Annotated in this window: 15 protein-coding genes and 1 pseudogene; 10 read left to right on the top strand and 6 right to left on the bottom strand. The window is 67.8% G+C overall.

All coding sequences use genetic code 11. The features are described 5' to 3' along the window. Nucleotides 1-235 precede the first annotated feature (235 nt). The 6 genes from ACO59D_RS01745 to ACO59D_RS01770 all read left to right on the top strand — a co-directional run bounded on the left by ACO59D_RS01745 (nucleotide 236) and on the right by ACO59D_RS01770 (nucleotide 4,556). A complete protein-coding gene (locus ACO59D_RS01745) occupies nucleotides 236-655 on the top strand; it encodes a hypothetical protein (protein WP_485125509.1) in 420 nt (139 codons plus the stop codon). Next, nucleotides 645-902 carry a hypothetical protein gene (locus ACO59D_RS01750; RefSeq protein ID WP_130811158.1) on the top strand — a complete coding sequence of 86 codons (258 nt, stop codon included), beginning with the start codon at nucleotides 645-647 and terminating at the stop codon, nucleotides 900-902. The genes ACO59D_RS01745 and ACO59D_RS01750 overlap by 11 nt, the downstream gene beginning before the upstream one ends. 13 nt (nucleotides 903-915) lie before the next feature. Beyond that, complete coding sequence (locus tag ACO59D_RS01755; protein WP_485125510.1) at nucleotides 916-1,875, top strand: hypothetical protein; 960 nt, start codon at nucleotides 916-918, stop codon at nucleotides 1,873-1,875. Beyond that, the gene (locus ACO59D_RS01760; protein WP_485125511.1) at nucleotides 1,812-2,774 is read left to right on the top strand and encodes a hypothetical protein; all 963 of its coding nucleotides are present in this window, start codon (nucleotides 1,812-1,814) and stop codon (nucleotides 2,772-2,774) included. The genes ACO59D_RS01755 and ACO59D_RS01760 overlap by 64 nt, the downstream gene beginning before the upstream one ends. Before the next feature lie 66 nt (nucleotides 2,775-2,840). Continuing rightward, on the top strand, nucleotides 2,841-3,656 hold the full coding sequence (locus tag ACO59D_RS01765; RefSeq protein WP_485125512.1) for a WG repeat-containing protein: 816 nt from the start codon (nucleotides 2,841-2,843) through the stop codon (nucleotides 3,654-3,656). A gap of 27 nt (nucleotides 3,657-3,683) precedes the next feature. Next, a complete protein-coding gene (locus ACO59D_RS01770; protein WP_485125513.1) occupies nucleotides 3,684-4,556 on the top strand; it encodes a WG repeat-containing protein in 873 nt (290 codons plus the stop codon). A gap of 54 nt (nucleotides 4,557-4,610) precedes the next feature. On the opposite strand, the gene ACO59D_RS01775 is transcribed toward ACO59D_RS01770, so the two are convergent. Continuing rightward, the gene (locus ACO59D_RS01775) at nucleotides 4,611-5,051 is read right to left on the bottom strand and encodes a transposase (protein ID WP_485125514.1); all 441 of its coding nucleotides are present in this window, start codon (nucleotides 5,049-5,051) and stop codon (nucleotides 4,611-4,613) included. Next, nucleotides 4,985-5,347, bottom strand: a complete 363-nt coding sequence (locus tag ACO59D_RS01780; protein WP_485125515.1) for an IS110 family transposase — start codon at nucleotides 5,345-5,347, stop codon at nucleotides 4,985-4,987. Before ACO59D_RS01780 ends, ACO59D_RS01775 begins: the two co-directional genes overlap by 67 nt. A 60-nt stretch (nucleotides 5,348-5,407) precedes the next feature. Here ACO59D_RS01780 and ACO59D_RS01785 point away from each other — a divergent pair, with 60 nt between their 5' ends. The 3 genes and pseudogenes from ACO59D_RS01785 to ACO59D_RS01795 all read left to right on the top strand — a co-directional run. Further along, on the top strand, nucleotides 5,408-6,280 hold the full coding sequence (locus ACO59D_RS01785; protein WP_485125516.1) for a WG repeat-containing protein: 873 nt from the start codon (nucleotides 5,408-5,410) through the stop codon (nucleotides 6,278-6,280). A gap of 24 nt (nucleotides 6,281-6,304) precedes the next feature. Next, complete coding sequence (locus tag ACO59D_RS01790) at nucleotides 6,305-7,177, top strand: WG repeat-containing protein (protein ID WP_485125517.1); 873 nt, start codon at nucleotides 6,305-6,307, stop codon at nucleotides 7,175-7,177. A gap of 24 nt (nucleotides 7,178-7,201) precedes the next feature. Continuing rightward, a pseudogene (locus tag ACO59D_RS01795) lies at nucleotides 7,202-7,510 on the top strand (WG repeat-containing protein); the annotation flags it as partial. A gap of 488 nt (nucleotides 7,511-7,998) precedes the next feature. Here ACO59D_RS01795 and ACO59D_RS01800 read toward each other — a convergent pair. Continuing rightward, the gene (locus ACO59D_RS01800) at nucleotides 7,999-9,285 is read right to left on the bottom strand and encodes a hypothetical protein (RefSeq protein WP_485125562.1); all 1,287 of its coding nucleotides are present in this window, start codon (nucleotides 9,283-9,285) and stop codon (nucleotides 7,999-8,001) included. A gap of 972 nt (nucleotides 9,286-10,257) precedes the next feature. On the opposite strand from ACO59D_RS01800, the gene ACO59D_RS01805 reads away from it, so the two are divergent. Next, entirely contained in the window at nucleotides 10,258-10,449 is a 192-nt protein-coding gene (locus tag ACO59D_RS01805) for a hypothetical protein (protein WP_485125518.1), read from the top strand. Nucleotides 10,450-10,796: 347 nt separating this feature from the next. Here the strand turns inward: ACO59D_RS01805 and ACO59D_RS01810 are convergent, their stop codons facing one another. The 3 genes from ACO59D_RS01810 to trpB all read right to left on the bottom strand — a co-directional run bounded on the left by ACO59D_RS01810 (nucleotide 10,797) and on the right by trpB (nucleotide 13,090). Next, nucleotides 10,797-10,931, bottom strand: a complete 135-nt coding sequence (locus ACO59D_RS01810) for a hypothetical protein (RefSeq protein WP_485125519.1) — start codon at nucleotides 10,929-10,931, stop codon at nucleotides 10,797-10,799. A 172-nt stretch (nucleotides 10,932-11,103) separates the two neighbouring features. After that, nucleotides 11,104-11,898 carry a tryptophan synthase subunit alpha gene (gene trpA, locus ACO59D_RS01815; protein ID WP_485125520.1) on the bottom strand — a complete coding sequence of 265 codons (795 nt, stop codon included), beginning with the start codon at nucleotides 11,896-11,898 and terminating at the stop codon, nucleotides 11,104-11,106. Continuing rightward, on the bottom strand, nucleotides 11,891-13,090 hold the full coding sequence (gene trpB, locus ACO59D_RS01820; protein WP_485125521.1) for a tryptophan synthase subunit beta: 1,200 nt from the start codon (nucleotides 13,088-13,090) through the stop codon (nucleotides 11,891-11,893). The genes trpA and trpB overlap by 8 nt, the downstream gene beginning before the upstream one ends. Nucleotides 13,091-13,099: the final 9 nt, after the last annotated feature.

Here is a 13,099-nt window from a genome sequence, read left to right on the forward strand (position 1 = left end):
CCCTGGCTTCGCTGGTTTCTGCCTCTAGAGCCGCCCAACGACCGTCCACAAGCTCGATGGCGGCACCTGCCTCAAGCCCGGTCGCCGCGCTGGACCCCGTGCCGTCGGGCCGGTCTCGGCGATCGGCGACGCGAAGAGGACTATAGTGTACGTGACGCACGCGGGCGGCGCCGATCGGGCCTGCCCGCGAGACGGCGAGAGCATAGGGGCAACGTACCCGAGAAGGGGAGGTCTGGTGAACGTTGACGACTACAGGAGGGCTCGCCTCGCGCTCGAGGATCGTCTCGACCAGAACCGCAAGAGCCGCGAGCGTGCCGAGCAGGGAAACGAGGCCCTGGAGATGATCGGCCGCGACATGCGCGCGTGGTCAGACGAGTTCGCCTACCTGACGCGCGGGATTCCCGACATGGATGCCAATGTGGCTGAGCTGCAGGATGGCGTGAACCAGTCCATGCTCGACATAGCCTACGGCTGTGACGAGCGGCTGCAGGAGCTCGATGCCGAGAGGCGCTCCATCGAGAACGACATGGAGTCGGTCGATGACGAGTTTGCCCGCTGGGCACGCAACGATCGGGAGGCGAACGGCGCCCGCAGCGCCCCCGATGTAGGACGGTGGGGCAACCCGATGCAGGGAGGCAGCCGATATGGCAGGTGACGGCGAGAGGCTCTCGAACGAGGACCTTGCCAGGTCGTATACGGACAGCATCACCACAGACTTCGAGGCCGAAGAGGTCGGAGGCGTCGACGGCGACAACACGAGCGCCGCCGCAGGTGCCAAGAGCACGGCAGACGCCATACGCTCGCTCATGGCAAATGCGGCGACCGAGGTGAACCTGGACGCAGCGGCAATCAGCAGCGTCGCTGGCGACTTTGCCGCCTGGGACGAGCTCATGTCCCGCTGAGAAGGAGGGGCGCATGGGGGCAATCATCAGACCAGCCGAACTCATCTCGATGCTCGACAGGAAGTCGACCATGATGGACAGGGCCGGCGAAGAGTGCTCGGAGCGTCGACAGGCGGTGAGCGAGTTTTGCAACGACACCTACCTCACGGCCGAGGCGTGGGACGCAGCACGCAGTCGGCTCAGCAACTACAGCGTGCTCTACGCGGGCATCACAGAGGCCCTCGAGAGGGTCAAGTCGGCAGACGACACGGTCAGGGACGCGCTCTCGTCCAACTTTGGAGCCGTCGCCGAGGTCAACGAGGACGAGTACGTACGGAAGAGGGACGAAGCCCAGAACATGCTCGACAGGATCGCAGAGCTGGAGTGCACGCCCTACGGCAACGACCCTGGCTTCAGCGCCGGGCTCTCGCTCATGCGCTACTGGTGCGACCGGGCTCGCATCGCCGCCCAAGACATGCTCGACAGGATCGCGGACTACCTGGGCACCACCAACGGGATCTACGAGGGCGCCGGCTCCTGCTCCGACATGCTCGCCACGCTGGCCAGGGGCACAGCCTCCCTATCAGGATCCGAGTTCAGCAAGAGCGGCGTCGGTTGGCCCAGCGCGGCGGACGCGAGCTGGATCGGCGAGCTCAAGGACATGCTTGGGAGCAGCGTCAAGTCCCTCGAGGACCTGTACAGCAATGGCGAGCTCGATGACGGGACGCTCGAGGGAATCTTCGACAGGCCCGTCGAGCTGTGGACCGACGGGGAGGCGACCGCCGTCGCGGAGCTCTACCGGAGGGCGGGCAGCCAGGCCGTCGAAGGCGACTCCACGCTGCTCGAGCGGTTCCTCGACGACGGCTATTGGTCATGCGAGGGGATAGCCATATCGGCTATTCGAACTACCAGAGCCCCAGCGAGGTCTATATGGTCCGATACTCCATGCGGGACGGCCTCGCGGGGTTCCTCTCCGCCTATGCCGTCGCGATGACATCGGCGGCCTTTCAGGCCAACTCCCCGCTGGGCGACACGGAGAGGCTCCTCGCGAGCACCGCGGCGGGCCTCCTTGCCAGCGGAAGGACGTACACGCGTACCAAGGGCTTCGACTCGTACACCACTGCGGAAGCCGCCCTCAAGGAGCTGGGCCCGAACATCAAGGTGAGCCACAACAGGTCCGAGACCGTCCAAGACGGCAAGGGCGAGGAGCACGCATACACCTACACGGAGGTCACATACGGAGGGCAAGTGGACGTCTCGGCCGACGGAGGGGACGGCCACTACTCCTACGGCGGCTTCGTCGCAATGACCGCGACGACGGACGTCAACGCCGCGTTCTCCGAGATGCGCGACATCGTCGCGGGCAGGAACTACAAGAACGAGTACCAAGCCGCCGGGGAGGGCCTTATTGAAGCCGCCGGCGACGCGGTCACTGACAAGGTCCTCGACGGCATTCCCGTCCTCGGCACCGCGAGGAGCCTGGTCGCCGGCACCGTCGAAAGCTACAGAGAGCAAAGTGCCGCCAACCACTCGATAGGCACCGTCTTCGAGCTCGATCGGGCGGACACGGAAGCCCATTACAGCTTCTACGAGTACGGCACGCTCGTCTCGGACGCAAGCGGGGACGGCGCATACGTCGTGGCCCCCGGGTTTGCCAACGATGAGGATCGTCAGAAATTCACCAATGCCTACAGCCAGTATCGCTACGACAACACCAATGGCGGTGCCACCTATGACAGCTACCTCGACTGGGCAGAATCAGAGCCAGAGGGTGGGGCAAAGTCCACCTCCGGCAATGCTTGGTCATATGAGGAGGCTGGGCATGTCACAAATTACCAGGTTGCCAGTAATCCTGATGATCTTGCGTGGGCACATCCGTGTCCATCGGACTAGAGAGGGGGCTGCGTGAGAAGACTGAGGGAAATGCAAAGGGCAACCTGCATTGCAGTTGCGCTTTGTGTGGCAGCAGCGACCGTCGTTATCTGTAGCTGCGGCGCGGGACCCGCGGACACCTCCGACGGGAAGTGGCGCGTCATAAACTCCAGCGGCGACTGGGTAGGCACGGCCCGCTTCTCCGACGCCGACGAGTACGGCTTCGCCTCCAACGGCCTGGCCGCGGTGCAGGATGCCGGGACGGAGCTGTGGGGATACGTCGACGAGTCGGGGAGGTGGGTCATCGGCCCGACGTTCCGGAAGGCCCGCGAGTTCGCCCGAAATGGGCTGGCGGCGGCGCAGGACGCAGAGACCGGCAGATGGGGCTTCATCGACGAGTCGGGCAACTGGGCCATAGAGCCGAAATACTCGAACGCCTGGATGTTCTACGACAACGGCACGGGTGACGCCCTGGACGAGTCGGGCCACGACATCGTCTGGCTGGACGGGGAGGGCAACGAGCTGGAGGGAGGGGGGAGCCCGCGCCCCCAGGCGAGGGAGGACCCGACAACCGGGCTCTGGGGCATCATCGCGCGTGACGGCACGTGGGCGCTCGAGCCCGCCTTCGCCGACCTCGCCACCGACGGCCACTCCGACTACCTCCTCGCCCGGCCGCAGGGCTCCGACCTCTGCGGCGTCGTCGACGCGGGCGGCGGGTGGGTCGTCGAGCCCGCCTACGCCGACCTGGTGGTCGCCTTCGACGCCGACCCGCTTGCGGCGAAGGACCCCGAGACGGGCCTCTGGGGCTACGTCGGCTGGGACGGCGGCTGGGTGGTGCGGCCCTCCTTCGCCGAGGCGACGCGCATGGGCGACGACGGGCGCGCTCTGGCCAGGGCGGCCTAGCTTGGGCCACGACGGGAGGATCGCACGATGGGGACAGGCGGCATCACGAGGAGGGGGTTCGCCTCCCTCGCGGCGGGCTTGCTCGCCGCCTGCCTCTGCGGCTGCGAGGCCGGCGGGGACCCGTCCGGCGCCTCGGAACAGGGGGCGCGGTGGCGCGTCATAGGCTCCAGCGGCGACTGGGTGGGCGCGGCCCGCTTCTCGGACGCCGACGGGTACGGCTTCGCGGCCAACGGACTTGCGGCCGTCGAGGACGAGGAGACTGGCCTGTGGGGCTTCGTCGACGAGACGGGATCCTGGGCCGTCCAGCCGACGTTCCTCAGGGCCCGCAAGTTCGCCCCCAACGGACTGGCGGCGGCGCAGGACGCAGAGACCGGCAGATGGGGCTTCGTCGACGAGTCAGGATCCTGGACCATAGATCCCCAATACGCCGACGCCTGGTCGTTCTACGACAACGGCACGACGCAGGTACAGGACGAGTCGAGCCTCGACATCGTCTGGCTGGACGAGGAGGGCAAGGTCGCCGTGGGTGCAACCTCCGTGCGCCCGTGGGCCAAGAGGGACGACGGGACAGGGTTGTACGGCATCGCGGCGGCCGACGGGGCCTGGCTGTGCGAGCCTGCCTTCTCCTACCTGCAGACCGACCGCCACTCCGACTACCTCCTCGCCCGGCCGCAGGGCTCCGACCTCTGCGGCGTCGTCGACGCGGGCGGCGGGTGGGTCGTCGAGCCCGCCTACGCAGACCTGGTGGTCGCCTTCGACGCCGGCGTCCTGGCCGCCAAGGACGCCGACACGGGGCTCTGGGGCTACGTCGGCTGGGACGGCGGCTGGGTGGTGCAGCCGGCCTTCGCCGAGGCGACGCGGATGGGCGACGACGGGTACGCGCTGGCGAGGATGCCCTAGCAGGGGACGAGACGAGGGAGACCAGCTATATGAAGTCAAGACCTAGTGACTGATTTATCCAACCGATTCGCACTCGTTTTCCATCGCACCTTGAGAACCGGATATCGGATGCTTCGACGGGTCCCCGCCCGGCCTCGCCGGGTCGTACGGGACCCCATCCCGCATAACCGCGAAGGCCATGTGGCAGAGCCTTCGCGCCACGGCGGTCACGGCCACCCTGCGGCACTTGCCCTTGGCGCGCCTCCTCTCGTAGGACGCGCCCGGGGACGGGTCGCACCGCCGGACCCCGCTGGCCGCGAGCCACAGTGCCCTGCGCAGGTAGGGCGAGCCGCGCTTTGTGATGGGCCCGCCGCCGGACTCGCCGGACTGGCTCGCCGAGGAGGCGAGCCCGGCGTAGCTCACGAGCGCGGAGGCACTGTGGAACCGGGCTATGTCGCCGACCTCGGCGACGATCTGGGCCCCGGTGGTGTAGGACACGCCTGGTATGGTGAGCACGGGGGCTCGGCGCGGTCGCTCTTGACCTCGTCGAACCCCCTGAGCCTGCGCGCGGCGCGCATCTGCACCGGGTCGATCACCGCGACCCGGTAGCCCCTGGAGACCAGGAACGCGTAGAGGGCCATCCGGCAGTGGCCCGTGGCCCCCATGCCCACGAGGACGTCCGACGGCCCGTCGGCCACCTCATCCAGCCAATCCGCGGAAAAGCCCGGGTGGGGCGGGACGCCACTCTCCCCCGCGGGGTCGCATCGCGCCCCAGGAACCATGCCGGCGTCCCTGCCCGACAGAGTCTGCATTGCACCGAAGCATCCGATATCCGGCTCTCCGATGCAACGACTTAAAGATAGGAGGATCGCATGAGGGGACCGGGCGGCATCACGAGGAGGGGGTTCGCATCCCTCGCGGCGGGCGCGCTCGCCTTCTGCCTCCTCCCGCTCGGGGGTTGCGACTCAGACCCATCGGAGGGGCCCAGCGAGGAGTGGCACGTCATAGGCTCCAACGGCGAATGGGTGGGCACGGCCCGCTTCTCCGACGCCGACGAGCACGGCTTCGCCTCCAACGGCCTGGCCGCGGTGCAGGACGCCGGGACGGGCCTGTGGGGCTTCGTCGACGAGGCGGGGAGGTGGGTCCTCCAGCCGACGTTCCTCAAGGCCCGCGAGTTCGCCTCCAACGGCCTGGCGGCGGTACAGGACGCCGAGACGGGCCTGTGGGGATTCGCCGACGAGACGGGCTCCTGGGCCATAGAGCCCCGATACGCGGACGCCTGGTTGTACTACGACAACGGCACGACGCAGGTTCTGGACGAGTCGGGCCACGACATCGTCTGGCTGGACGGGGAGGGCAGCGTTGTCGAAGACACCACCGCCGTGCGCCGGTGGGCCAGGAGGGACGACGGGACAGGGTTGTACGGCATCGCGGCGGCCGGTGGGGCCTGGCTGTGCGAGCCTGCCTTCTCCTACCTGCAGACCGACCGCCACTCCGACTACCTCCTCGCCCGGCCGCAGGGCTCGGGGCTCTGCGGCGTCGTCGACGCAGACGGCGGGTGGGTCGTCGAGCCCGCCTACGCCGACCTGGTGGTCGCCTTCGACGCCGGCGTCCTGGCGGCCGAGGACCCCGAGACGGGCCTCTGGGGCTACGTCGGCTGGGACGGCGGCTGGGTGGTGCAGCCGGCCTTCTCCGACGCGACGCGCATGGGCGACGACGGGCGCGCGCTGGCAAGGCCAGCCTAGCTTGGGCAACGACGGGAGGATCGCATGAGGGGGACAGGCGGCATCACGAGGAGGGGGTTCGCATCCCTCGCGGCGGGCGCGATCGCCTTCTGCCTCTGCGGCTGCGAGGCCGGCGGGGACCCGTCCGGCGCCTCGGGGCGGAAGGCGCAGTGGTTCATCATAGACAGCCAGGGCGAGCCCGTCGGCACGGTGCACTTCTCCGACGCCGACGGGTACGGCTTCGCCTCCAACGGGCTTGCGGCCGTCGAGGACGAGGGGACGGGCCTGTGGGGCTTCGTCGACGAGACGGGATCCTGGGCCGTCAGGCCCGCGTTCCGCGAGGCCCGCGAGTTCGCCCCCAACGGCCTCGCCCCCGCGCAGGACGACGGGACGGGCCTGTGGGGCTACGTCGACGAGACGGGCTCCTGGGCCATAGAGCCCCAATACTCAGATGCGTTCCCGTTCTACGACAACGGAACGGCCAGCGGCTGGGACACGGCGGGCAACATCATCTGGCTGGACGGGGACGGCAACGAGCTTGAGGGGGCAAGGAGCCCGCGCCTCCAGGCCGCCATGGACCCGGAGACCCGTCTTTGCGGCATCATGGCAATGGACGGCACATGGGCGCTCGGTCCGACCTTTTCCGACCTCGTCACCGACCACCACTCCGACCTCCTCCTCGCCCGGCCGCAGGGCTCCGACCTCTGCGGCGTCGTCGACGCGGGCGGCGGGTGGGTCGTCGAGCCCGCCTACGCAGACCTGGTGGTCGCCTTCGACGCCGGCGTCCTGGCCGCCAAGGACGCCGACACGGGGCTCTGGGGCTACGTCGGCTGGGACGGCGGCTGGGTGGTGCAGCCGGCCTTCGCCGAGGCGACGCGGATGGGCGACGACGGGCGCGCGCTGGCCAGGGCGGCCTAGCTTGGGCCACGACGGGGGGATCGCATGAGGGGGACAGGCGGCATCACGAGGAGGGGGTTCGCATCCCTCGCGGCGGGCGCGCTCGCCGCCTGCCTCCTCCCGCTCGGGGGATGCGGCGCGAGCCCGGCGGGGGACCCCGGCGACGCATGGCGCGTCATAGGCTCCAACGGCGAATGGGTGGGCACGGCCCGATTCTCCGACGCCGACGGGTACGGCTTCGCCTCCAACGGGCTGGCCGCGGTGCAGGACGCCGAGACGGGCCTGTGGGGCTTCGCCGACGAGACGGGCTCCTGGGCCATCGGGCCGTGGTACTCGGACGCCTGGTCCTTCTACGACAACGGCACGACGCAGGTTCTGGACGAGTCGGGCCACGACATCGTCTGGCTGGACGGGGAGGGCAGCGTTGTCGAAGACACCACCGCCGTGCGCCGGTGGGCCAGGAGGGACGACGGGACAGGGTTGTACGGCATCGCGGCGGCCGGTGGGGCCTGGCTGTGCGAGCCTGCCTTCTCCTACCTGCAGACCGACCGCCACTCCGACTACCTCCTCGCCCGGCCGCAGGGCTCGGGGCTCTGCGGCATCGTCGACGCGGGCGGCGGGTGGGTGGTCGGGCCCGCCTTCGCCGACCTGGTGGTCGCCTTCGATGCCGGCGTCCTGGCCGCCAAGGACGCCGACACGGGACTCTGGGGCTATACTGCCTCCCGTTTCTTGGACAACGAGAAATGGGAGGCAGTTCACGTGGGCCGTCCGCTCCTTCTGGGAGCCGCGGCGGCTAGGACCGCATGCCCCAACGTCCCTCGCGCAAGTCGCGTCCCTACTCCCTACCTCCGAAGGAGACGGAGGCGCAGGCCCGCGGCGAGAGCGACGGCTCCTGCCGCCGCAGTTGCGAGGACGGCCGCCACTGGCGTCGACCGGTCCCCGGTCTGCGGGAGGGGGAGCGCCTCTGCCGCAGCCGGCTCTGCCTTGGCGGGCTCGGCCTTGGCTGCCCTTGCCGCAGCCGGCCCGGTCTTTGCGGGGCTGGATGACTCGGCCTCCTGCACCGAGGCCTCGGCGGGCGCCGTGGTCGTGCCGCCGAACGTGTTCTCGTCGACCGTCTGTGGGTCACCCGCGGCCCTGATCTCTACGTGGGAGCCGCCCGATTCCCTGGTGCTGGAGGAGAGCGAACTCACGGGGGACATCGCTATGGTCATGCCGTAGAACTCGCCATCGTCGATCGCCCTCCCCCGGACGCCGGCGGGCGTGACCGTCGCCGGCATGCCGACGCTCACAACCCCGGGGAGGGAGGGGTTGCGGGAGTACGCGGTGATTGCGGGGTCCCCGTCGGCGACCACGTCCGAGTTAGTGATGGTGACGCTCGGGCTGCTGGTGACGTAGCTGTTCCCGTAGGCGCCGATGCCGCGGTTCCACCCTGGCGCCGCTCCCTCGGAGGACGCCGTGACGGTGGAGTTGTCGATGGTGACGCTTGCCTCCGTCCCGTCCACGGTGTCGGAGTATATGCCGTACGTCCCCGCCTTCTTGCCCTCCTCGCCGGACGCGGGCGCGATGACGGTCTTGGCGTCGACCGTCGAGCCCTCGATGGCGACGGAGCCGTCGGCTGCCTCGATGGCTCCGGACTGGGCGTAGTTGTCCGTCGCGTTCTGGGTGGCGCTGACGGTGGTGTCCTTGATGCTCAGGTCCCCATTCACGGTCTTGATCGCCCCGACCGCGTGGTCGTTGTCCGCCGTTGCGTCCAGCGAGCCGGGCCCCGTAACGGTGAGGTCGCCGTCGGCGACCGCGATGGCGGGGGTGTCGTTGTTCGGGTTGCCGTCCTTGGAGGCCGCGGCGACGGTGTTCTTCCCGGTCGTCGTGATGGTGAGGTCGCCGAGGGCGCCGATCTTTCCCCCGTCGTAGTCGACGAGGGACATGCCGTCCTTGCCGTCCCACGACCAGGTGCCGCCCCTCGAGCCGGATCCGCTGGCGGCTGTGGTGTACTCGGTGTCCTGCACGCTCACCGACGTCGCGGCGTAGGCCGAGGCCGGGAGCGCGGCGCCGAGCGAGAGCGCGGCCGCGAGGCCCGTCGCAACGACCCTGCGCGCATGCGTATGTGCCTGAATGTCGCTTTTCATCATAGAGCACTCCTAGATTGATGGAACAGTGGCAACGCATATTCACTATACACCCTCCCGCCCATGAAACCTGCATTCCTGCGACAAGCGACGGCATGCAAGTTTCATGGGTTGATTTTCAACCTGCAAGTTTCATGGCTCAATTACAGACTTCATACGAACGGTTCCGGAAGACAGCCGTACACGTTCGGATGGGTGGCAGGGCCTGTGGTGCGGGGGCCGGAGAGGCCGGCCTGCATGCATGCCGCAGGAAGAGGCTGACATTGCATGTCCGGAAGATCCAGGAAGAGGGGGAGGGAGCCCGGGGCAAGGGCAACCGGCCATGCCCGTCGCCCATGCTGCTCGGGGCCTTCGGGCCCGGTGCTCGGGCGCTCCTCGACGCATCCCATATAGGGCCCATCGGCCCCGACAGCATCGTCCTCGAGCCTGAGCGCCTCGAGGGCCTGCACGGGAAGGAGGGGAGGCCAGCGCTGAGGCAGCCCTCCGGAGAACAGCATGGACCGCCATCCGGAGCCGTTCGGATGAGTGCCGGAAGCACCCCGGAGGGCCCTTGAGTCATGCGCCCCCGGAACCCGTCCGCACGCCGCGCCACGGAATCTGCACACCGTTCCGGCAGGAAGGAGGCCATGTGCGGCCGTCCGCAGCCGTTCGGCTGGCTGCAGGAATCCGGCCTTGCCCCTAGGGTGTGCGGATGACAGGTGAAATCAACCGTCTTGGAAGAATGCAGCTGACATCCTGCGAGATATTTTGCAGGGAACTATTGGAACATTGGCTCGCTATTTTTCTACGCTCTTCTCCACACGCAGGACCGAGGCCTGGCAAAGCATCGACGAGCCACAAGAAGGAAGGGGCATACTGTGGGCAGCAGCATCTGCGACTCTGTCTCCAAGGCCATGATGCACGGGCGCACCGAAGCTCCTGATTCCCCTCATAAACGAGGCATTCGGCCGACGCCACGAGACAGATGCCCCCATCGTGCAGTTCAACGAGGGGCACGAAGGATCGCTCGGCACCAACATATCCGATTCCGTCTTCCGCATCGAGGATGTGACCTATCACCTGGAGTGCCAGAGCACGCACGACGCTAGCATGGTCGTGAGGATGATCGAATACGATCTCAGCACCGCCCTGCAGGACGCTCCGGAAAAGGCACGCCGCAGCGCATGAAGTTTCCCTCACCCTGCGTGCTGCTCCTCCGCCACACTGTCAAGATGCCTGGCTATCTGGACATGGAGGCAGAGCTGCCAGATAAAGTTTCCTTCCACTGTCGGGCAAGAATCTTCAAGGCACAGCTCGTGAGCGAGGACGAAATATTCTGCAGGCGCCTCCTCATCCTTCTCCCCTTCTATCTCATGCGCCATGAGAGGGGGCTCCCCACCATGGATACCGATTCAGAGACTGCAACAGCCCTCATAGAAAAGTGTGACGGGATGCGCATGCATCTTGCCGACCTCACGCTCCTGCGGGGGGACACGCTCCTCCACCAGCAGCTCATCGAGCTTATGATCAGGGTGTCAGACCATCTGCTTGCAGCCAACGAGCCGCTCAACAGGAAAGCGAGGCCAGCCGTGGGGGGAGAGGTCCTCGAGCTTCTGAACGACAGAATCGAGCGCAGGCATGAAGGAGGCGTCCAGGGGGGAATCAAGCAAGGAGCCAAGCGAATAGAAAGCGGCCCGGCAGAACAGATGGCCGCGAACGCGAATGCCACCTTGGAGAAGGGTGCCATCCAGCAGCGAGTGGACAGCGCATTATTCATCAGAGGCGCCCTGGAGATGCACTCTCCAGGGCGTCCGCCTATTGCATGGCTTGTCGTTGGCTCATTCAGGCGCTGTGCACCGCGTCTGCCATGGACCTCACGTACTCGGCCACATACGGCACGGCACCCTCCCCGTGCTCTGCCACAAGCCGCACGATGGCGGAGCCGACGATCGCACCGTCCGAGAGCCCTGCCATCTTGGCAGCCTGCCCGGGCGTGGAGATGCCGAATCCCACCGCCACCGGCACGTCGGTCCCCTCCCTCACGAGCTCCACCATGGCCCCGATGCCGGTCGCGATCTCCGAGCGCACGCCCGTGACGCCGAGCGAGCTCACGCAGTAGACGAAGCCCCTCGCCTCGCGGGCAATCATGCGGACCCTGCCATGCGAGGTGGGGGCGATGAGGCTCACGAGCTCGAGCCCCTCCTTTGCCAAGGGTTCTGAGAACTCCTCCCTCTCCTCGAAGGGAACGTCCGGCAGGATGGCGCCCTGGACGCCTGCCTCAGCCGCCCTGGCAGCGAAGCGCCCGGTCCCATAGCCGAAGACGACGTTCGCGTAGGTCATGAACACGAGCGGCACCGCGAGCCCACGGCCACGCACCTCCTTCACCATCCCGAAGGCCCTGTCCGCCGTGACGCCGCCCGCAAGCGCCCTGATGTTCGCCTCCTGGATGACGGGGCCCTCTGCCGTGGGGTCCGAGAACGGGATGCCGAGCTCGATCAGGTCCGCTCCTGCCTCCTGCATCGCGAGAAGGGCATCCCCGGTGAAGGAAAGCGTCGGGTCCCCGCAGGTGATGAAGGGGATGAAGGCCTTCCTGCGCGAGCCGTCCTGGGCCGTGAAGGCGTCTTGCATCCTAGTCATGGAGGTCCTCCCCCCTATAGCGTGCGATGGCAGCGACATCCTTGTCGCCGCGTCCTGACAGGGTGACGATGACGGACTCGTCCCTCCCCATCGTCGGCACGAGCTTCATCGCGTAGGCCACCGCGTGGGCGCTCTCGATGGCGGGGATGATGCCCTCCGTGCGCGACAGGCACTCGAGGGCGCCCACCGCCTCGTCGTCCGTGATGCCCACGTACTCGGCACGTCCCGCATCGTGGAGCCAGGCATGCTCGGGGCCGACGCCCGGATAGTCGAGGCCGGCGCTGATCGAATGGACAGGAGCGATCTGGCCGTGCTCGTCCTGGCAGAAGTAGGACTTCATGCCGTGGAGGATGCCGACGCGCCCGGTCTCGATCGTGGCGGCCGTCTCCCTCGTGTGGATGCCGCGCCCTGCCGCCTCGCAGCCGATGAGGCGCACGCCCTCGTCGCCGATGAAGTGGTAGAAGCTGCCCATGGCGTTCGAGCCGCCGCCGACGCAGGCGATGACCGCAGAGGGGAGCCTGCCCTCCTTCTCGAGGATCTGGGCACGCGCCTCGCGGCCGATCACGGCCTGGAAGTCGCGGACGATCGTCGGGAACGGGTGCGGGCCCATCGTGGAGCCGATGAGGTAGTGCGTGTCGCCGACCCTGCTCGCCCACTCGCGCATGGCCTCGGAGACGGCGTCCTTGAGGGTGCCGGTGCCGGACGAGACGCCCCTGACCTCGGCGCCGAGGAGGCGCATGCGGTAGACGTTCAGGGCCTGGCGCCCCATGTCATGCACGCCCATGTAGACGACGCACCCCATGCCGAGGAGGGCGGCGACGGTCGCCGTGGCGACGCCGTGCTGGCCGGCCCCCGTCTCGGCGATGAGGCGGGCCTTGCCCATGTGCTTGGCAAGGAGTGCCTGGCCGAGCGCGTTGTTGATCTTGTGGGCACCCGTGTGGTTCAGGTCCTCGCGCTTGAGGTAGACCTTGGCACCGCCGAGGTCCTCTGTCATGTTCTTCGCGAAGTAGAGAAGCGACGGCCTGTTCGCATAGTTGTCGAGCAGGTCCTTCATTTCGGCATTGAATTTCGGATCGTCCTTGTAGCGCGTATAGGCATCCTCGAGCTCGATCACGGCGTTCATGAGGGTCTCAGGGATGTACTGCCCCCCATGCTCGCCGAAGCGCCCACGCGATTGCTGAGAATTAGGCATGCGCTCTTT

It is taken from the genome of Tractidigestivibacter sp., from assembly GCF_057241865.1.